This is a genomic window from Nonomuraea indica (genome assembly GCF_002850745.1).
Taxonomy (GTDB): Bacteria; Actinomycetota; Actinomycetes; order Streptosporangiales; family Streptosporangiaceae; genus Nonomuraea; species Nonomuraea indica.
Window position 1 is genome coordinate 653332 of record NZ_KZ559468.1, and the last position, 18760, is coordinate 672091.

17 protein-coding genes are annotated in these 18760 nt (G+C 72.2%); 5 read left to right on the plus strand and 12 right to left on the minus strand.

Annotated features, from left to right (window positions below; all coding sequences use genetic code 11):
- Window positions 1-275 precede the first annotated feature (275 nt).
- On the plus strand, window positions 276-3908 hold the full coding sequence (locus tag CXR44_RS10720; RefSeq protein WP_101785035.1) for a putative adhesin: 3633 nt from the start codon (window positions 276-278) through the stop codon (window positions 3906-3908).
- Between the two features lie 42 nt (window positions 3909-3950).
- Here CXR44_RS10720 and CXR44_RS10725 read toward each other — a convergent pair whose 3' ends face one another.
- The 7 genes from CXR44_RS10725 to CXR44_RS10755 form a co-directional block, all read right to left on the minus strand.
- On the minus strand, window positions 3951-4430 hold the full coding sequence (locus CXR44_RS10725) for a hypothetical protein (protein WP_144069923.1): 480 nt from the start codon (window positions 4428-4430) through the stop codon (window positions 3951-3953).
- The gene (locus tag CXR44_RS10730) at window positions 4427-4762 is read right to left on the minus strand and encodes a hypothetical protein (protein ID WP_101785039.1); all 336 of its coding nucleotides are present in this window, start codon (window positions 4760-4762) and stop codon (window positions 4427-4429) included. Before CXR44_RS10730 ends, CXR44_RS10725 begins: the two co-directional genes overlap by 4 nt.
- 26 nt (window positions 4763-4788) lie before the next feature.
- Window positions 4789-5478 carry a YbaB/EbfC family nucleoid-associated protein gene (locus CXR44_RS10735; protein WP_101785041.1) on the minus strand — a complete coding sequence of 230 codons (690 nt, stop codon included), beginning with the start codon at window positions 5476-5478 and terminating at the stop codon, window positions 4789-4791.
- A 202-nt stretch (window positions 5479-5680) separates the two neighbouring features.
- A complete protein-coding gene (locus CXR44_RS10740) occupies window positions 5681-6400 on the minus strand; it encodes a type 1 glutamine amidotransferase (RefSeq protein WP_101785043.1) in 720 nt (239 codons plus the stop codon).
- Window positions 6401-6570: 170 nt separating this feature from the next.
- A complete protein-coding gene (locus CXR44_RS10745; RefSeq protein WP_101785045.1) occupies window positions 6571-7167 on the minus strand; it encodes a hypothetical protein in 597 nt (198 codons plus the stop codon).
- Between the two features lie 38 nt (window positions 7168-7205).
- Window positions 7206-8210: a LacI family DNA-binding transcriptional regulator gene (locus tag CXR44_RS10750; protein ID WP_101785047.1), complete on the minus strand. Its 1005-nt coding sequence runs from the start codon at window positions 8208-8210 to the stop codon at window positions 7206-7208.
- Window positions 8198-9565, minus strand: a complete 1368-nt coding sequence (locus tag CXR44_RS10755; protein WP_101785049.1) for a rhamnulokinase — start codon at window positions 9563-9565, stop codon at window positions 8198-8200. The genes CXR44_RS10750 and CXR44_RS10755 overlap by 13 nt, the downstream gene beginning before the upstream one ends.
- Window positions 9566-9774: 209 nt before the next feature.
- Between CXR44_RS10755 and CXR44_RS10760 the strand changes: the two genes are divergently transcribed.
- The 3 genes from CXR44_RS10760 to CXR44_RS10770 are packed head-to-tail and all read left to right on the plus strand — an operon-like array spanning window position 9775 to window position 13299.
- Complete coding sequence (locus CXR44_RS10760; RefSeq protein WP_101785050.1) at window positions 9775-10086, plus strand: L-rhamnose mutarotase; 312 nt, start codon at window positions 9775-9777, stop codon at window positions 10084-10086.
- Window positions 10079-11245: an L-rhamnose isomerase gene (rhaI, locus tag CXR44_RS10765; protein ID WP_219601731.1), complete on the plus strand. Its 1167-nt coding sequence runs from the start codon at window positions 10079-10081 to the stop codon at window positions 11243-11245. The genes CXR44_RS10760 and rhaI overlap by 8 nt, the downstream gene beginning before the upstream one ends.
- Window positions 11245-13299 (plus strand): bifunctional aldolase/short-chain dehydrogenase, encoded by a 2055-nt coding sequence (locus CXR44_RS10770; RefSeq protein WP_245899054.1) that lies wholly within the window; start codon window positions 11245-11247, stop codon window positions 13297-13299. Before rhaI ends, CXR44_RS10770 begins: the two co-directional genes overlap by 1 nt.
- Before the next feature lie 79 nt (window positions 13300-13378).
- On the opposite strand, the gene CXR44_RS10775 is transcribed toward CXR44_RS10770, so the two are convergent.
- Window positions 13379-13921, minus strand: a complete 543-nt coding sequence (locus tag CXR44_RS10775) for a GNAT family N-acetyltransferase (RefSeq protein ID WP_101785056.1) — start codon at window positions 13919-13921, stop codon at window positions 13379-13381.
- A gap of 89 nt (window positions 13922-14010) precedes the next feature.
- On the opposite strand from CXR44_RS10775, the gene CXR44_RS10780 reads away from it, so the two are divergent.
- Entirely contained in the window at window positions 14011-14451 is a 441-nt protein-coding gene (locus tag CXR44_RS10780) for a MarR family winged helix-turn-helix transcriptional regulator (RefSeq protein ID WP_180903301.1), read from the plus strand.
- Window positions 14452-14479: 28 nt separating this feature from the next.
- Here CXR44_RS10780 and CXR44_RS10785 read toward each other — a convergent pair whose 3' ends face one another.
- The 4 genes from CXR44_RS10785 to CXR44_RS10800 all read right to left on the minus strand — a co-directional run bounded on the left by CXR44_RS10785 (window position 14480) and on the right by CXR44_RS10800 (window position 18698).
- Window positions 14480-15682: an FAD-dependent oxidoreductase gene (locus tag CXR44_RS10785; RefSeq protein ID WP_101785060.1), complete on the minus strand. Its 1203-nt coding sequence runs from the start codon at window positions 15680-15682 to the stop codon at window positions 14480-14482.
- 6 nt (window positions 15683-15688) lie between these two features.
- The gene (locus CXR44_RS10790) at window positions 15689-16243 is read right to left on the minus strand and encodes a TetR/AcrR family transcriptional regulator (protein WP_180903303.1); all 555 of its coding nucleotides are present in this window, start codon (window positions 16241-16243) and stop codon (window positions 15689-15691) included.
- Window positions 16244-16329: 86 nt separating this feature from the next.
- Entirely contained in the window at window positions 16330-16749 is a 420-nt protein-coding gene (locus CXR44_RS10795) for a DUF6463 family protein (protein WP_101785064.1), read from the minus strand.
- A 17-nt stretch (window positions 16750-16766) separates the two neighbouring features.
- Window positions 16767-18698: a fumarylacetoacetate hydrolase family protein gene (locus CXR44_RS10800; RefSeq protein ID WP_101785066.1), complete on the minus strand. Its 1932-nt coding sequence runs from the start codon at window positions 18696-18698 to the stop codon at window positions 16767-16769.
- Window positions 18699-18760: the final 62 nt, after the last annotated feature.

Sequence of the window (18760 nt, forward strand, 5' to 3'; positions counted from 1 at the left end):
CGACCCTCGCACCCCCATCTGGCACGCCACCGCCCGAGCCGTCCTCGGCGAAACCCCCGACTCCCCACGCTGACCACCCCGGCAAGGGGGTTCCGCCTCGCGCCCGGGATCCGCGCGTGACACCGTCCTACGGCTATGATCATTCGATTTCGGATGCGCGTACAGGGACGGAGACAGCCGTGGGCATTCGCGTCGGCGCAGGCGGCGCCGCTGGGCGACTGGGTCTTTTCAAGGCCGCCAACGGATTCTTCCGCGGAGCGTCCAGCCGGGACGCGATGTTCATCACTCTGGCCAGCGTCAACGCACTGATCTGGATGATCTACCGGCCGTGGCGTTATGTCACGAAACCGATCAAGCGCCGGATCACCAGGGCCGATCCGGTCGACGTCGCGTCTGGAGAGGTGGTGCTGACGCAGACCGACGTGGAGTTACCGGGATTCGTGCCTCTGGTGCTGGGGCGTACACACGTGTCCTCGTACCGGGGCGGGGGATGGTTCGGCCGCTCGTGGGCGTCCACCGTCGACCAGCGTCTGGTGGTCGGCGAGGGCGAGGTCCTCTACGCCTCGGCTGACGGCATGGTGCTCCTCTATCCTCTTCCGGCCGCCGGATCGACGACCGTGTCCGAGGAGGGCCCCCGGATGCCGCTGGCACGGGCCGGTGACGCCTTCACCATCACCGATCCGGAGTCGGGCCACCTGCTGCACTTCGCGCCCAGGCCGGGATACGAGGGCGCCGGGGCAGGTGCGCGTACCTTGCCCCTGATCGCTGTCACGGACCGCAACGGGCATCGCATCGACATCGACCATCGCGACGACGGCTCGCCGGCCCACATTCGCAGCTCGTCCGGTCACCGGATAGCCGTGGACTGCGAGCAGGGACGCGTCCGCGTGCTGCGCCTGGTGTCGGGGCTGAACGCCGAAGCGGTCGACCACGTCCTCGTCCGTTACGGGTACGACGAGGAAGGCCGGCTGTCCGAGGTGACGAACTCCTCCGGGCTGCCGCTGCGCTTCTCCTATGACCCGGAAGGACGCCTCGCCGGCTGGGCCGACCGGGACGGCTGCTGGTACCGGTATCGCTACGACGCCGACGGGCGGTGCGTGCGCACCAAGGGGTCGGGCGACTGCCTGAACGCCGCTTTCGCCTATGCCGACTCTCGAACGGTGATGACCGACTCGCTCGGCCACATCACGACGTTCGACCTGAACGACCGTGGCCAGGTGGTCACCGTCACGGATCCGCTGGGCCATTCCGTCCACCGCGAATGGGACGGACGTGATCGGTTGCTTGCCGCCACCGATCCGCTGGGCCGGACTGTTCGCCACGCGTACGACGAACGCGGCAACCTGACCGCGATCACCAGGCCCGACGGCCGCCGGGCCGAGGTCACCCACAACGCACTCGATCTCCCGACCGTGATCACTGAGGCCGACGGATCCGTCTGGCGGCAGGAGTACGACCATCGGGGCAATCTGGTCGCGCGGATCGACGCGCTCGGCGCCGTCACCCGCTACGGCTACGACGAGCGGGGTGGTCTGGTCCATGTCACCGACGCACTGGGTAACGTGACGCGGGTGACCGTCAACGACGCGGGTCTGCCCACCGTCGTGACTGACCCGGCCGGAGCCGTCACCCGGTACACCTACGATGAGTTCGGGCGCCTGTCGGCGGTGACGGACCCCGTCGGAGGTGTCACCCGATACGGGTGGACCATCGAGGGGAAGCTCTCCTGGCAGACGTCTCCCGGCGGTGCCACCGAACGATGGAGCCACGACCCCGAGGGGAACGTCACCTCACATGTGGACGCCCAAGGCCGGGTGACCCGCACCGAGTACACCCACTTCGAGCTGGTCTCCGCGCTCGTCTCCGCCGACGGTGCGCGGCTGGAGTTCTCCTACGACAGCGAGCTGCGGCTCACTTCGGTCACCGACCCGAAGGGCCAGGTCTGGCGCTACGAGTACGACGCGGCCGGGCGCCTGACCCGGGAGATCGACTTCAACGGCCGGGAGCTCACCTACACCCTCGACGCGGCCAGCCGGGTCACGGCGAGGGCCAACGGCGCCGGGCAGACCATCCGCTACACCTATGACGTGCTGGACAACGTCGTCCGGCGAGCCGGCGACGACGGCGCGGACACGGTTTTCGCGTACGACCTGATGGGCCGCCTCGTCCACGCCGGCAACGCCGAGGCGGACCTGGTTCTGCACCGCGACGCGCTGGGGCAGGTCCTCACCGAGATCTGCAACGGCCGAGCCCTGCACGCCCGCTATGACAGCCTCGGGCGGCGGACCTGGCGCCGCACCCCGTCCGGTGCCGAGACGACGTGGCACTACGGTCGCACCCATCAGCCGGTGGCACTTCACCTCGGGCCACTCGAACTCCGGTGGCGCCACGACGGAGCCGGCCGCGAGACCTCGCAGGCCATCGGCCATGGCGCCACGCTGACGCGGCACTGGGACGCCGACCACCGCCTCGGCGCGCAGACGTTGTGGGGGGCGGTGCCCGCCGCCACGGGCGCTCAGCAGACCGGAGCGGCGCCCCGGCGTCTCCACCGTACCTACGCCTACCGATCGGACGGCCTCCTGGTCGGCATCCACGACGAACGGACCGGTTCGCAGACCTTCGAGCTCGATGACGCCGGCCGGATCACCGTCCTTCGCGCCCGCCGGGGAACCGAGCGTTACTCCTACGACGCGGCGGGAAACCTGACTCAGGCGACCTGGCCTGGCGCCGGCGAAGGCACGGCCGAGGCCGAGCTGATCGGCGCCCGGGAGTACTCGGGCACCCTTCTCCGCCGCGCCGGCCGAGCCGTGTTCGACCATGACGAGCAGGGCCGGGTGGTGCGTCGCCGGGACGGGACGTCCGGGCAGGTCCGTGAATGGCGGTACGCCTGGGACGCCGACGACCGGCTCGTCGAGGTGATCACTCCCGAGGGCCGGTGCTGGCGATACGTGTACGACCCGCTCGGACGGCGCATCGCCAAGCAGCGGCTCGCCGAGGACGGTCGAGCCGTCGCAGAGCGGATCGACTTCGCCTGGGACGACGTGGTCCTGGCCGAGCAGACTCGCACCGTCTGGCGCGGGACCGGTACGGAGCGCCGGACCACGAGCTGGGAGTACGAGCCCGGCAGCTTCCGGCCGCTGGCGCAGGCCGACCGCCACGAATCGCGTGATGCGTCACAGGAGTGGGCCGATCAGCGGTTCTACGCCATCGTCACCGACACGGCCGGCACCCCGACGGACATGGTCGACCCCACCGGCGAGATCGTCTGGCGGCGGGAGGACTCATCGTTGTGGGGCGTCGCCACCGGGACGCGAGACGACGGCGTCGACTGCCCGCTGCGCTTCGCCAACCAGTATCACGATCCCGAGACGGACCTGCACTACAACTACCATCGCTACTACGATCCGGCCACCGCCCGCTACCTGAGCGGTGACCCCCTCGGCCTGGAAGCCTCACCCAACCCGTACGCGTACGTCGGCAACCCCTTCCACACGATCGATCCCCTCGGCCTCCTCCCCTGCGCCGCCCCTCGCCCCGACGGTCAACTCGTCCTGAGCGGCCATGGTTCGTACAAGAAGAAGAACGGGGACACGACGGTCCCGCGGGGCACCACGATCTGTTTCTACGCGCCACACGGCGCCTCCATCACCGACAGGTTGGGGAACGCCATCGAGACGGGGCGACCCGGCGTCAAGCCGGTGACCGCCTACGTGGCGGGAGATCAGGTGCCCAACTACACGCTTCACTGGCCGGGAGAGCTGGAGATCAAGGGAACACCGCAGACCGTCTTCTTCTCCAAGACCCTTTCCGAGCTGCTGCAGCCCAACATGGGCCGGGTGCACTGGGCGGCGTGCCAGTACGAGAGGGGCCACCCGAACGCCGGCCGGAAGCACATGGTGGACCTGTGACGCACGTTCCCGGCCTCAGCCTCTCCACCTCGCCGCATCAGGTCAGCTCATGACGGAGCTCGTGGCGATGAGCGTCGCCTGGTCGAGCCCGCGCAGGGCGGCCTGCCGGATGGCGGGGGCCAGTGCCGCGCCCAGCCCTCCGGCCGCCAGGGACTGCGCGAGCGCCGCGGCCGTGAGACCGTACTGCAGGATCGTGACGCCCTTGTGTGCGAGCACGATCCCGCCGGAGATCTTCAGCGCGAGTCCGACGACCTGGCTGCCGGTGCTGGCGTCGCCGAGGTTGCCGTGCGGTCCGTCGGGCCGGGTGAAGTGCTCGTGCATGGCGGTGACGCCGTCGCCCTCGCTGGTGACGACCACCCGGTCGACCTCCGACTTCGCCGCTGCCAGATGTTCTCTCATGCGGGCGCCGTGCTGGTCGTAGGCGCAGCCCATCTGGTCGAGGACGTCCTCGTCCCCGTCGGGGAATGGCGGGCCGAGGAACAGACAGACCGGGGTCAGGCTCGCGGGGAGCTGCATGCTCATGACGCCTCTCCCTCCGCTCGCAGTGACTGCAGGTCCTTGGCGGTCGCCTCCTCCGCGGCACGGCCCGTGGCGGCCATCTGTCTCATGCCGTGGGGATATCCGGTGTAGGTGGCCAGATTCTGTTCCAGACACGATGCGTGGATGGCGGCTATGGCCGCGTAGCATGCGCCGATCGCCTGCCCGAGCTGGTTGTTGACGCCCCAGGGCACTCCGCAGGACGCCATCCGCGCCTGGAAGTCGCGAAACTCCGCCAGGGCCCTGCCGTGCGCCATACCGACGTCTTCGCCCGACCGGGCCAGACGTCCCCAGTCGGTTTTGAGTCGCGTGCCCATGCCTTCTCAGCCTCCTGTCCCGGCGCTCACCGCGGCCGGATGCTTCCCATCAGATCGTTGATCCCCTCACCGTAGGCACGCAGCTGGGCCATGGTGTCCGTCCACAGCTCGCTGATCCGGGCGTCGACCACCTCAGGGTCGAGCCCCGCAGCCTTGCGCCGTTCGCGAAGTCCGTCGTCCAGCCGGTCCAGGGCCGCGTTCACCGCCGCCAGAACGTGATCCTCGAGTTCCGGCGTCCCACGCATGGCCTGCGGGCGGATCGACAGCGAGACCACTCGCGGTCCCGCCGAGCAGGACGCACTGACCCAGCCGCCGGGTGAGGCCGCCTCGCTCACCACCGCCTCGGCGTGAGCGTCTCCGGCCGCGCCGATGGCCTCCAGCAGATCGGCCAGCTTGCCGAACATGCCGCCGAACTCCATGGTGGGCACGTGGGCGGAGATCCCGGCGTGCCGCTGAAGCTCGGTCACGCTGCCGGCGATCGAATTCGTCGCCCGGCTCATCCGCTGGCTCAGATCCTCGCCGATCTCCCGCATCTCGCGGGCGAGCGCCAGCGGATCGACGTCCGGGAGGGCGGCCTCGCCGGCCTGCTCGGCGCGGAAGTCCTCCAGCGCCGCATTGGTCGCCACGGTCAGCGACTCGGCGAGCTCGCGCGGGTCCGAGCGCAACAGCCGGGGCGGCACGCTCACCGACGCGATGCGGTTCGTCGCCACGGCCACGGTGACGCCGCTTCGATTGGCCTCACCGCCGGTGTGCACGTGACCGCGCGGCTGAGGGGCCTGCGGCCCATGCGAACCAAGCACCTTCCGGCTCCACCCAGTCGTTGGACGAACTGCCGCTCGTAGCGTAAGGGAAATAATCTTGGGCCGTAACCGGAGCACGCGCCTCCCCTGCCGGGATCCCCGCCACCCCGGCCGCCGGTCAGGGCGCGGACCCGGCCGCCGCGTACGGCTCGCCCGCGTGCAGGACGACCTGGGCGAACCGGGCCGCCACCTCCCGCCAGACCGGCGTGGAGACGGGCTCGTCCGCCACCGCCCGCGCGTACACCTCGTCCGGGTCGAAGCCGTCCACCTCCCACGTGCGGATGCGCTCCGGCAGCACCTCCGGGTGGAACTGCACCCCCCAGGCCCGCGCGCCGACCCGGAACGCCTGGTACGGGCAGGCGGCCGTCTCGGCCAGCCAGACCGCCCCCGGCGGCAGCGCGGTGATCGCGTCCACGTGGTGCTCGATGGCCGGGACCACGCCGGGCAGGTCGCGGAACAGCGGGTCGTCCGCCGCCTCGGGCCGGAGGGTGACCGGCACGCTGCCGTTCTCGGGCGCGCCCGCGTCGCCCATGACCGCGCCGCCCGCCACCTCGGCGACCATCTGCCCGCCCAGGCAGATGCCGAAGAACGGGACGTCACGGGCCAGCGCCTCGGCCACGAGGGTGCGCGTCGGCGCCAGCCAGGGCGCGCGGTCGTCCTCGCTGGGCAGGTAGCCGCCGCCCATCATGATCATGGCGTCGTGCCGGAGGGTGCCGGGCACGGCCGCGCCGTCGTAGGCGTGGACCACGTCCAGCCGCAGCCCCGCCTCCTCCAGCCAGCCGCCGAACCGGCCGGGGCCGCCGCTGCGGCTGTTCTGCACGACCAGGACCTCACCCATCACAGCTCTCCAACCTGCCGGTGTCCGTACCGGCCCTCGTCGCGGGTACCGCTCCCGTGATGGACCGCATGGTCGGGCCCATGGGGATCTCGTGGCGGACCGCGCCGGGGCGGGGGAGCGGACCCGCCGTCCGGCCGTGCCCGCGGCGGGTTGCCAGGCCTGCTCCGCCGTCACTCGCGATGCATCGGCCGGGTGACGTCCTCGGACCCCGGCGACGACGGGTACGGCGGTGGCGGCGCGCTGCCGGGCCCGCCCGTGGGGCCACCCGGCGGCATCACGCTCTGCGGACCGCTCCGGTAGCCGGGCGCGGGCCCGTGGGGAGCCCCGTAGCCGTGTCCGGGCGTGACGACGGGGGGCCGCGCGGCCCGCCAGCGCGCCGGGAACGCCGACGCCACCAGCAGCGCCACTCCGAGCACCAGCATCATCCACGTGTAGAGCAGCGTCCGGAAGCCGAGCCCGAGCACGCCGGTGAACACCTCGTCGGGCATGACGCGCACGCCCGACAGCTCCAGCAGCGGCACGAACCCGACGACGGTGCAGGCCAGCCCGCCCAGCAGCGAGGCCACGGGCGACAGCCGCGAGCCCAGCAGGAACGCCAGCAGCACCGCGGCGACCACGAGCCCGGCGAAGCCCGGTGCGGAGAGCTGGAGGGACCGCTGGTAGGACAGGGTCACCTCGCCGACGCCGTACATCAGCGCGAGGACGGCCAGGGGCGGCAGCAGGACGCCGGCGACCAGGCCGAGCACGTGACGCACGCTGTTGGACATCGTTGCCGACCCCCGTCATCCGGTTGCGGGCCACCAACCTACCGCGTGGACTCCCGGACGACGAGATCCGGTTGGAACATGATCTGCTGGTGCGCGTGCGTGTCAGGATTGTCGCACTCGTCCAGCAGCAGTTCGGTGGCCACCCGTCCCAGCTTGTACGTGGGCTGCCGCACCGACGACAGCGACACCGTGGAGGCCGAGGCGAAGTCGATGTCGTCGTACCCGATCAGCGAGACGTCGTCGGGCACCCTCACCCCCGCCTGCAGCAGCCCTCGCAGCACGCCCAGCGCGAGCAGGTCGTTGGCGCAGAACAGCGCGTCGGGCAGCGAACGGTCGGCGAGCAGCTTCTCGGCGGCCTGCTGGCCCGCCCTCGCCGTCATCGCCGGCATCGCGAGTTCGAGGAGGTCGCCGGGGTCGCGGCCGGCGGCGGCGAGTGCCTGCTCGGCGCCGCGCCGCCGGTCCTGGCACTGCCGGATCGCGGCCGGGCCGCCGACGTAGCCGAGGCGGTCGGCCCCGCCGCCCAGCAGGTGGGAGACCGCCATCGCGCCGCCGGTCACGTCGTTGACCGCCACGGCGCACTGGCCCGACCGCTCGGCCGGATGGTCCACCAGCACCACGCTGATGCCGCGCTCGCGCAGCCGGTCGAGCCGGGCGCCGTCCTCGTCGGACGGGGTGATGAGCACGCCGCGCACCCGCTGCTCGGCGAAGACGAGCAGGTTGCGCTCCTCCTTCATCCTGCTGCCGGAGGAGTTGCCGAGGATGACGGCGTAGCCGCGCTCGCTGGCCACGTCCTCCACGCCGGCCGCCACGTCGGTGAAGAACGGGTTGCCGATGTCGATCACCGACAGTCCGATGGTGCGGCTGTGCCCGGCCCGCAGCGTGGAGGCCGAGCCGTGCCGGACGAACCCGAGGTCCCTGATCGCCGCCTCGACGCGGGCGCGGGTGTCGCCGGCCACCTTCTCGGGGCGGTTGAGCACGTTGGACACGGTGCCGGGGGACACCCCGGCCCTGGCCGCGACGTCCTTGATGCTCACTGTCCCCATCGCCGTTCCCGTGGTTCGTAGGTGCGCACGTCAGCGCTCCGCCGTACCAGATCCCGCATCTGCGCCAGGTCGCCGACCAGGCCGCGCGCCCGTGCCTGCACGAGCGCGTTGCCGAGCGCGGTCGCCTCGACGGGCCCGGCGACCACCGGCAGCCCTGTCGCGTCGGCCGTCAGCCGGCACAGCAGCTCGTTGCGTGACCCGCCACCGACCAGGTGCACGACCTCGACCCGCCGCCCGCTCAGCCGGGTGGCGTCGGCGACGGCCCGCTGGTAGGCGAGAGCGAGGCTCTGCAGGATGCATCGTACGGCCTGCGCCCGGTCGCGCGGTGCGGGCTGCCCGGTGCGGGCGCAGTAGGCGGCGATCCGGGCGGGCATGTCGCCGGGCGGCAGGAACGACGGGTCGTCCGGGTCGATGACCGTGTCGATCCGGGCCCGCCCGGCCTCGGCCAGCAGGGGCCCCAGGTCGGGGGAGCCCCAGACGCGCAGGCACTCCTGCAGGATCCACAGGCCCATGACGTTGCGCAGGTAGCGGGTGGTGCCGTCGACGCCGGCCTCGTTGGTGAAGTTCGCCACGCGGCTCTCCTCGGTGAGCACCGGAGCCGGCAGCTCCACGCCGACCAGCGACCAGGTGCCGCAGGAGATGTAGGCGAAGGCGGGCGTGGAGGCGGGCACGGCCACCACGGCCGAGGCGGTGTCGTGCGAGGCGACCCGGGCCACCGCTGCGGTGTAACCGGTCTCCTCGGCCACGTCCGGGCGCAGCGGCCCCGCCGGCCCCTCGGTGACGGGCGGCAGGACGCGGCGGGGCAGGTCGAGCCGGTCGACGAGGTCCCACGCCCAGTCGCGGCGCGTCACGTCGTACAGGCCGGTCGTGGAGGCGTTGGTCCGTTCGGCCCCGATGTCGCCGGTCAGCCAGTACGCGAGCAGGTCGGGGATCATCAGCAGGGTCGCGGCCCGGTCGAGCAGCCCGTCGCGGCTGTCGCACAGGAGCTGGTTGACCGTGTTGAACGGCAGGAACTGCAGCCCGGTCACCTCGTAGGGGTCCACCCGTTCGGTGAGGCCCGCCGTGCGGCCGTCGCGGTAGTGCACCGGGTTGCCGACGAGCCTGCCGTCACCGTCGAGCAGCCCGTAGTCCACGGCCCAGGAGTCGATGCCGATCGACTCGGCCGGCCCCGCGCGGCGCAGCCCGTCGAGGATCTCCCGGTACAGGCCGAGCACGTCCCAGTGCAGGGTGCCCGCCACGCGGACCGGCCGGTTGGCGAAGCGGTGCGCCTCGGTCAGCTCGACCTTCTCGTCCGTGATGTCGGCGGTCATCACCCGCCCGCTCGAAGCGCCCATGTCCACAGCGGTGAATCGCATCCTACGATTAAAACGTATCAATCACAATCGCGCCATACGCCCGGTCGCCCCATTGACGCCTGCTGGCCGTAGCGCCTAGATTCCGGAAACATCCTGTTAAAACGTTTGTCGCACGGAGGACGGATGAGGGTGCTCACCCTCCCGGCGGCGGCGGCGCGAGACCCACCCGGCCGAAGATCCTCCCGTGACCGAAGCGAGGGACAGTCGCCATGCAACGCGTGTGCTTCCTGCTGAAAGTGCGCAGCGAGCGCCTCGACGAATACCGCGAACGCCACCGGGCCGTGTGGCCCGACATGATCGACGCTCTCCGGGAGGCGGGCTGGGGCAACTACTCGCTGTTCCTGCGCGAGGACGGGCTGCTCGTCGGCTACCTGGAGACCGACGACTTCGGGGCCGCGCAGCGGCGGATGGCCGAGACGGACGTCAACGACAGGTGGCAGGCCGAGATGGCGCCGTTCTTCGAGGCGGGACGGCCCGACGAGGGCTTCCCCACGCTGGAGGAAGTGTTCCACATTGACTGAATCGGGGAAGAACGTGATCAAGCAGGAGCTGCGGCGGCAGCGGATCGAGACGCCGTCCTGGGCCTACGGCAACTCAGGCACCAGGTTCAAGGTGTTCGCGCAGAAGGGCGTGCCGCGCGACCCGTACGAGAAGCTGGCCGACGCCGCGCAGGTGCACCGGTTCACGGGCGTCGCCCCCACCGTGGCGCTGCACATCCCGTGGGACAAGGTCGACGACTACGCCGACCTGGCCAGGCACGCCGCCGAGCTGGGCGTGCGCATCGGCGCCATCAACTCCAACGTCTTCCAGGACGACGACTACATGCTCGGCAGCGTGACCCACCCCGACCCGGCGGTCCGCAAGAAGGCGCTGGCCCACCTGCTCGAATGCGTGGACATCATGGACCGGACCGGGTCCGACACGCTCAAGCTGTGGTTCTCCGACGGCACCAACTACCCCGGCCAGGACGACATCCGCGCCCGGCAGGACCGGCTGGCCGAGGCGCTGGCCGCCGTCTACGAGCGGCTCGGCGACGACCAGCGCTTCCTGCTGGAGTACAAGCTGTTCGAGCCGGCCTTCTACACCACCGACCTGCCCGACTGGGGCACCGCCTACGCCCACTGCGTCAAGCTGGGCCCCAAGGCGCAGGTCGTGGTCGACACCGGGCACCACGCGCCCGGCACGAACATCGAGTTCATCGTGGCGTTCCTGCTGCGCGAGGGGAAGCTCGGCGGGTTCGACTTCAACTCGCGCTTCTACGCCGACGACGACCTCATGGTGGGCGCGGCCGACCCGTTCCAGCTCTTCCGGATCATGTACGAGGTGATCCGGGGCGGCGGGTACACCGAGGAGACGGCGTTCATGCTCGACCAGTGCCACAACATCGAGCCCAAGATCCCGGGCCAGATCCGGTCGGTGATGAACGTCCAGGAGGCCACCGCCAAGGCGCTGCTCGTGGACCGCGACGCGCTGGCCGCCGCCCAGCGCGAGGGTGACGTGCTCGGCGCGAACGCCGTGTTCATGGACGCCTACAACACCGACGTCCGCCCCCTGCTCGCCGAGCTGCGCGAGGAGATGGGGCTCGACCCGGACCCGATGGCCGCCTACGCAAGGTCCGGATACTTCGACACGATCGCCACCGAGCGGGTCGGTGGCACGCAGGCAGGATGGGGAGCCTGATGCACGCCGCACAACCGCAGGCCGTACAGGAGCTGCTGGAACGATCGCACGCGCTGGGGGCCGACCCGCGCAACACCAACTACGCGGGAGGCAACACCTCCGCCAAGGCCGCGGCGACCGACCCGGTGACGGGTGACGACGTCGAGCTGATGTGGGTGAAGGGCTCCGGCGGCGACCTCGGCACCCTCACCGCGGGCGGCCTCGCCGTGCTCCGCCTCGACCGGCTGCGCGCCCTGACCGGCGTCTACCCGGGCGAGGAGCGCGAGGACGAGATGGTCGCCGCGTTCGACTACTGCCTGCACGGCAAGGGCGGCGCCGCGCCGTCCATCGACACCGCCATGCACGGCCTCGTCGACGCCGCCCACGTCGACCATCTCCACCCCGACTCCGGCATCGCCATCGCCACCGCCGCCGACGGTCCCGCGCTGACGGAGCGGATCTTCGGCGACCGGGTCGTGTGGGTGCCCTGGCGGCGCCCCGGCTTCCAGCTCGGGCTCGACATCTCCGCCATCAAGGCGGCCAACCCGCAGGCCATCGGCTGCATCCTGGGCGGCCACGGCATCACCGCCTGGGGCGCGACGAGCGAGGAGTGCCAGGCCAACTCCCTGGAGATCATCCGCACCGCGGAGCGGTACATCGCCGAGCACGGCCGGCCCGACCCGTTCGGTCCCGTGATCCACGAGCCGCTGCCCGAGCAGGCCCGCCGGCGCCGCGCCGCCGAGCTGTTCCCGGTGATCCGCGGCCTGGCGAGCACCGACGCCCGCCAGGTCGGCCACTACACCGACTCGCCGGAGGTCCTCGACTTCCTCGCCCGCGCCGAGCACCCGCGCCTGGCCGCGCTCGGCACGTCCTGCCCGGACCACTTCCTGCGCACCAAGGTCGCCCCGCTCGTGCTGGACCTGACCCCGGACGCGCCGCTGGAGGAGGCCGTGGCCCGGCTGCGGGAGCTGCACCTCGCCTACCGCGAGGAGTACGCCGCCTACTACGACCGGCACGCCACGGCCGGCTCGCCGCCGATGCGCGGCGCGGACCCGGCGATCGTCCTGGTGCCCGGCGTCGGCATGTTCAGCTTCGGCAAGGACAAGCAGACCGCGCGGGTGGCCGGCGAGTTCTACGTCAACGCCATCAACGTGATGCGCGGCGCCGAGGCGCTGTCCAGCTACCGGCCGATCGCGGAGTCGGAGAAGTTCCGCATCGAGTACTGGGAGCTGGAGGAGGCCAAGCTGCGGCGTCTGCCCGCGCCCAAGCCGCTGGCCGGGCGCGTCGCCCTGATCACCGGCGGCGGCTCCGGCATCGGCGCGGCCACCGCGCGCAGGCTGGCCGCCGAGGGCGCGTGCGTGGTCGTCGCCGACCGCGACGTCGCCGCCGCCGGCAAGGTCGCGGCCGAGCTCGGCGCCAAGGCGCTGCGCGCGGAGGACGTCGCGATCGCCGCCGAGGTGGACGTCACCTCCGAGGAGCAGGTCGCCGAGGCCGTACGGCAGGCCGTCCTCGCCTTCGGCGGCATCGACCTGGTGGTCAACAACGCCGGCCTGTCGCTGTCGCGGTCCCTGCTGGAGACCACCCTCGCCGACTGGGACCTGCAGCACGACGTGATGGCCCGCGGCTCCTTCCTCGTCTCCCGCGAGGTGGCCCGCGTGCTCATCGACCAGGCGATGGGCGGCGACATCGTCTACATCTCCTCCAAGAACGCCGTCTTCGCCGGGCCCAACAACGTCGCCTACGGCGCCGCCAAGGCCGACCAGGCCCACCAGGTGCGCCTGCTCGCGGCGGAGCTGGGCGGCCACGGCGTCCGCGTCAACGGCATCAACCCCGACGGCGTGGTGCGCGGCTCCGGCATCTTCGCCTCCGGCTGGGGAGCCAACCGCGCGGCCGTGTACGGGGTCGAGGAGGAGCGGCTCGGCGAGTTCTACGCGCAGCGCACCCTGCTCAAGCGGGAGGTGCTGCCGGAACACGTGGCGGCCGCGGTGTTCGCCCTGACGTGCGGCGAGCTGTCGCACACGACCGGCCTGCACATCCCCGTGGACGCCGGCGTGGCGGCCGCCTTCCTCCGCTAGGGACGGCACACACCCGCCGGGGGCGCGGCACCCGCGCCCCCGGCTCCGTGCGTGAGCACCGGCGGCACCCCCGAGCCGATCAGCCGGAGGCGCGCAGGGGGCGGACGCGCACGGCGTTGCGGACCGGTTCGCCCGCCTGTTCGCCGGTGTACTCGGTGACCTTGACGTAGCCGCGCTCGTCGTAGAGGCGGCCCAGCTCGGGGCTTCCCGCCCAGTGGTCGAGGGCCAGCGCGGGAGCGCCGTGGGCCACGGCGAGCCGTTCGGCCTCCGCCAGCAGGGCCGTGCCGACGCCGCGGCCGTCGGCGCCGCGGTCGGTCAGCACGGTGTGGATGAACATCGATCCGCCGGGCACGGTCCCGGCGGGGATCCGCGGCGGGACACCGGGTGCCGCGGCCAGCATCCCGACGCAGCGGCCGTCCCGTTCGGCCAGGGTGATGACACCCTCCCGCGCCCAGCCGGCGACCCGGCCGGGGAAGCCGGGGATGCGGGAGAACGGGACCGTGCCCCATTGCTCCGGCCGGCCTCGGGCGACGAGCCACGCCTGGACGGAGTCCATCAGGGCGAGCAGGGCTGTGACGTCGGCGACCGTCGCCGGCCGTAGGGCGAGGGAAGAGCGTGGCATGGAGGCCTCCGTGGGAGTTACACTTCGCACGACGCCATTGATTCAATTTTCTAAGGGTTAGATTGTCAAAGCAATCCAGGATCCAGGCGGTGACCCGGGCCGTCCAGGAGCTGCAGGACGCCACCGACCTCATCGACGAGCTGGCCGCCCGGCGCCTCGGTGTCAACCGCACCGACCTGAGATGCCTGAGCCGGCTCACCGCGCGCGGCCCGCTCACGGCGAGCGAGCTGGCGGCCGCCGCCGGTCTCACCGGAGGCGCCGCCACCACCGCCATCGACCGGCTGGAGCGGACCGGCCTCGGCGAACGGGTCCGCGACACGGCGGACCGGCGCCGCGTGCTGGTGCGCCTGTCCGAACGCGGCCGGAGAGCCGTGCGGGAGATCTGGGGGCCGATCGCCGCCGACGCGCAGGCCGAGCTTCTCCGGTTCACCGACACCGAGCTCGACGTCATCGAGACGTTCCTGCGCCGCGCGCTGGACAACCAGGCCCGGCACGCCGGCCGCCTGCGCGGGGCGACCGAGGGCGGCTGACCGCGCCACGCTGCCCCGCCTGCGCCGGTCAGCCCGCGATGTGCTCCGGTCGCACGCCGAGGCCGATGAAACGACCCATGGCGTGACGCAGCGGCGGCAGGGCCCTGAACGCGGTGAAGATCGGCGGTACGTGTTCGGTCGTGTCGTCGGACAGGTCCTTGGGATACAGGTCGCGCAGGATGCCGACCTGGAAGGCCTGGGTCACCTTGGCGGCGAGCTGCCTGCGCGACTGGACCGCGGCGAGGTCGCCCTCGCCGGGCACGCCGGGGCGCAGGAGGGCGGGGCCGAGCAGGTTGGCGGTGGCCACCGCGTCCTGGACCGCCAGGTTGATGCCGACGCCGCCCGCGGGCGACATGGCGTGGGCGGCGTCTCCGATGCACAGCAACCCCGGCCGATGCCACCGCGGCAGCCGGTCGACCCGCACCGTCAGCTGGTGCACCTGCTCCCAGCCGATGATCTCGCCGAGGCGGTCGCGCAGGGCGGGCGCCAGCTCCGCGACCCGTTCCCTGAAGGCGGGCAGGCCCGCCTCCTTGACCTCGGCGAACGCCGCGGCCGGGATCGCGTAGGCGAGCTGCCAGAACTCGCCCCTGTCGATGGAGATCAGCGCCCCCTTGCCGCCCTGGAAGAAGGGCACGCGGTCGCCGTCGTGGCGGGGGAGCCGGAACCACAGCACGTCCATGGGGGGCGAGCCGGCGACGGGCCTCAGCCCGGCCCGCGCCCGGATCGTGGAGTGGCGGCCGTCCGCGGCGATCACCAGGTCGGCCCGCACCTCGACCGGCCCGTCGGCGGTGGCCGCCCGCACCCCGACGGCCCGGCCGTCCTCGGTGACGAGCTCGGTCGCCTCGGTGCTGCGCAGCAGCCGGAAGCAGGGATACGCGGCGGCCTTGCCGGCCAGGAAGTCGAGCACGTCCCACTGCGGCATGAAGGCGATGTAGGGGCACCGGACCTTCAACCGGGTGAAGTCGGCGAAGGTGACGGCCCGGCCGCCGAGGTTCACGGTGACGGAGGGCATCGTGGTGTGCGGCAGCCGCAGGAACTCCTCGATCCAGCCCAGCTCGGCGATCAGCTCCAGCGTGGAGGGGTGGACGGTGTCACCCCTGAAGTCCCTGAGGAAGTCGGCGTGCTTCTCCAGCACGATCACGTCGACGCCCTGACGGGCCAGCAGCAGGCCGGCCATCATCCCCGCAGGGCCGCCGCCGACGACGACGCATCGGGTGGTCTCGGTGCGCATGGTGTCTCACCTTCCGTGGGGGAAGAGCAGGTCGACGAGGCCCGCCACGTCGACGGGGGACCCGGTCCTCCGGCCGATGGCCACGGCGGCGAACAGGGTCGTCGCCGCCGTCGCCGTGTCGTGCGGGCGCAGCTCGCCGGCCGCGACCCGCGCGGCCAGGAAGCCGGCGATGAGCCGCCGGCCCTCGCCCACCAGCTCCGCCAGCGCCGCGCGGGCCTGCGTGGCGCCGAAGAACACGGCCACGAGGTCGGCGTTGTCGGCGAGCAGCCGGTCGAACGCGCCCAGCAGCTCGGTCAGCACCTCGGTGGCGGGCCGCTCCTGGTGGTCGGCCGCCAGCAGCTCGCGCAGGCGCGGCAGGAAGCCCCGCTCGGCCAGCAGCGTCTCGACCAGGGCCTCCTTGCTCTCGAAGTAGCGGTACAGCAGCCCGGGCGTCACCCCCGCCGCCTCGGCGATGTCCTTGACCGAGGCGCCGTCCACGCCCTTGCCGGCGAAAGTCCGCAACGCCGCGTCGAGAAGCCGCTCACGCCGCCACTCGGCCTGTTCCTTCCGGGTCCTCGCCATCGCCCCATCCATTGAATAAACGTTTACTCAATCATAGGAGGGCGGGGCGCCGGGCGCAACGGCGGGGTCCATGGTCGCCTCGCCCGTCATCGGGGAACGGCGGCGGCCCGGCACCCGTCGAGGAGGAAGAGGGCCACCGGGACGAGGACGAGGAAGAAGCCGAAGGTCGGGAAGAGCACGTAGGCGCCGAAGACCGCCCACGCCAGCAGGACCCACCCGACATAGGCGGGAAGCGCGCGGCCCTCGCGGGCACGTCCCACGGCCATCAGCCCGAGGAGGATCAGCGGGACCGCGAAGCTGCCGGGCATGGCCCAGAAGGCCAGCTTGGAGTGCGGCAGCTCCGGAGACCCCAGACCCCAGTGGAGCTCCCCGGCCATCCAGCCCGCCCAGTGCCGCCAGGTCATCGCGGCGACGAGAGCGCTGTGCCCGACGCCGATCGCCACGCACCCCCAGCCGCCCCACATCGTCAGGGACGCGGGCCTGGCTCCGGTGCGGATCGTGCCCATGTTCGTCTCCTCCGGGCTCACGAGAGGGCCCTTCCGGCCATCATGGCCAGCAGCGTCATCTGGTCCAGGTCGGGCGTGGCGGCGGGGTCGAGCTCGCGGTAGCGGCGGTGCAGGTTGACCACGATCCGCTCGGAGTCCAGCCAGGTGGCGTACTCGTCCAGGTCCACCGCCTCCACCGCCTCGGCGAAGGACAGGCCGCGGGCGTGGGCGGCGTCCGCCTGCTCGACCACGTGGGCGAGATAGCCGCGCACCGCGCGGATCCCGTCCGGGTCGGTGACCGGGCCGTGGCCGGGGACGATCGTGTGCGCGCCGGTGTCGATCATCCGGTCGCAGGCGGCGATCCAGTTGCCGATCGGGCCGCTCCACACGATCGGGGTGCAGCCGACGAACAGCAGGTCCCCCGCGAAGAGCACGCCCGCGTCCGGCACGTGCACGACCGAGTCGGCGCCGGTGTGGGCGGGGCCGAGATCCATCACCCGCACCTCGCGGCCGCCGACCTCCAAGGTCAGCTCCCCCTCGAAGGTCAGGTCGGGCAGCCGCAGGCGGATGCCGCTGAAGTCGAAGGCGCCGAAGCGTTCGCGGAAGTAGGGGGTCATGGGGCCGAGGTCCACGACCTGGGTGGCGGTCAGCATCTCCGGAGGCATCTCGTGCCGCATCTCGGAGCAGGTGGCCTCCGCGGCGACGATCCGGACGTGCTCGCCCAGCAGCTGGTTGCCGTGGGTGTGGTCGCCGTTGGCGTGCGTGATGACGGCGTGGGTGAGCGGGTGCCGGTCCGTGACCGGGCGCATGGCGTCGAGCATCTCGGCGGTCAGCGGCAGGTCGAACAGGGTGTCGACCAGGAGGGAGGCCCCCTCGCCGGCGACCAGGCCCGCGTTGCTCCAGCCGTACCCGCCGTCGGGCAGCAGCCAGGCCCACACGCCCGCGCCGACCTCGTGCAGCCCGCGCGTGTAGGGCAGCTTCGCCGGGGCGCGGTTGACCCGCGGCCGCGGAGGCCGCCGGTCCGGGTCGGGCCGGGGCGGCAGCGGGTGCGGCGCGGCGGACGCGCGGACGGTCTGCCGGGTACGGCCGAGCCCCTCGACCGTCAGCTCGACGACGTCGCCGTCCCGCAGCCAGCCGGGGAAGGCGGCCGGGTCGCCGAGGGACAGGTGCTCGACGAGGCAGCAGCCGGGGACCGTGCCGGAGCCGAAGACGTCGCCGGGCATCAGGTCCACGCCGCGCGAGGCGTAGGAGATGACCTCGCCGAAGCTCCAGTCCATGGCGTCGGTACGGCCCGAGCCGATGGACCTGCCGTTGACCTTCGCCTCGACCCGCAGGGCGAGCCTGCCGTCGCGGCGGTAGGGGGCCAGCTCGTCCGGGGTGACCAGGAACGGGCCGAGCGTGGTCGCGCCGTCCTTGCCCTTGGCCTGGCCGATCGCCAGCGGCGCCTCGCGCAGCTGCAGGTCGCGGGCCGACCAGTCGTTGTAGATGGTGTAGCCGATGATGTGCTCCTCGGCCTGCTCCGGGGTGAGGTCCCGGCCGCCCGGCCCGATGACCGCGGCGATCTCCAGCTCGAAGTCGAACCAGGCGCTGCCGGGCGAGATCGTCACCTCGTCGTCCGGACCGGCGATCGTCGAGGGGCAGGCGAAGTAGTAGGCCGGGATCTGGTACCAGGCGTCGTCGAGCGTGCGGGGGGAGCCGGTCGCCTGCCGGCAGTTGCGCATGTGGTCCAGGAAGCACAGGCAGTCGCGGACCGAGGGCGGACGGGGGATCGGCGCGCGCAGCCTGGCCCCGGCCAGCGGGACGGCCTCCGCCTCCGACGCCAGGGCCGCCTCCCCGGCCGCCCGCAACTCCGCCGCGCCCCGGCCGACGAGCTCGATCAGAGCGACGCCTGGGGCGACCGGGTGGATCCGGTCGTCGCCGATGACGCCGACGCGGTCTCCCGTACCCGTCGCGTAAGTCACCCAACGCATGGAGAACCTCCTCGTTCTATGTTGGCCGACACAGGATATACCAGTCAGCATTCGCTCTGTCG

Excerpts from the sequence above, each read along its gene's own strand:
- CXR44_RS10745 (WP_101785045.1), bottom strand. The coding sequence starts at position 7,167 with ATGTCCAACAGCGTGCGTCACGTGCTCGGCCTGGTCGCCGGCGTCCTG.
- CXR44_RS10785 (WP_101785060.1), bottom strand. The coding sequence starts at position 15,682 with ATGCGCACCGAGACCACCCGATGCGTCGTCGTCGGCGGCGGCCCTGCG.
- CXR44_RS10755 (WP_101785049.1), bottom strand. The coding sequence starts at position 9,565 with ATGCGATTCACCGCTGTGGACATGGGCGCTTCGAGCGGGCGGGTGATG.
- CXR44_RS10790 (WP_180903303.1), bottom strand. The coding sequence starts at position 16,243 with ATGGCGAGGACCCGGAAGGAACAGGCCGAGTGGCGGCGTGAGCGGCTT.
- CXR44_RS10750 (WP_101785047.1), bottom strand. The coding sequence starts at position 8,210 with ATGGGGACAGTGAGCATCAAGGACGTCGCGGCCAGGGCCGGGGTGTCC.
- CXR44_RS10770 (WP_245899054.1), top strand. The coding sequence starts at position 11,245 with ATGCACGCCGCACAACCGCAGGCCGTACAGGAGCTGCTGGAACGATCG.
- CXR44_RS10720 (WP_101785035.1), top strand. The coding sequence starts at position 276 with ATGTTCATCACTCTGGCCAGCGTCAACGCACTGATCTGGATGATCTAC.
- CXR44_RS10795 (WP_101785064.1), bottom strand. The coding sequence starts at position 16,749 with ATGGGCACGATCCGCACCGGAGCCAGGCCCGCGTCCCTGACGATGTGG.
- CXR44_RS10725 (WP_144069923.1), bottom strand. The coding sequence starts at position 4,430 with ATGAGCATGCAGCTCCCCGCGAGCCTGACCCCGGTCTGTCTGTTCCTC.
- CXR44_RS10775 (WP_101785056.1), bottom strand. The coding sequence starts at position 13,921 with ATGCCACGCTCTTCCCTCGCCCTACGGCCGGCGACGGTCGCCGACGTC.
- CXR44_RS10800 (WP_101785066.1), bottom strand. The coding sequence starts at position 18,698 with ATGCGTTGGGTGACTTACGCGACGGGTACGGGAGACCGCGTCGGCGTC.
- CXR44_RS10760 (WP_101785050.1), top strand. The coding sequence starts at position 9,775 with ATGCAACGCGTGTGCTTCCTGCTGAAAGTGCGCAGCGAGCGCCTCGAC.
- CXR44_RS10730 (WP_101785039.1), bottom strand. The coding sequence starts at position 4,762 with ATGGGCACGCGACTCAAAACCGACTGGGGACGTCTGGCCCGGTCGGGC.
- CXR44_RS10740 (WP_101785043.1), bottom strand. The coding sequence starts at position 6,400 with ATGGGTGAGGTCCTGGTCGTGCAGAACAGCCGCAGCGGCGGCCCCGGC.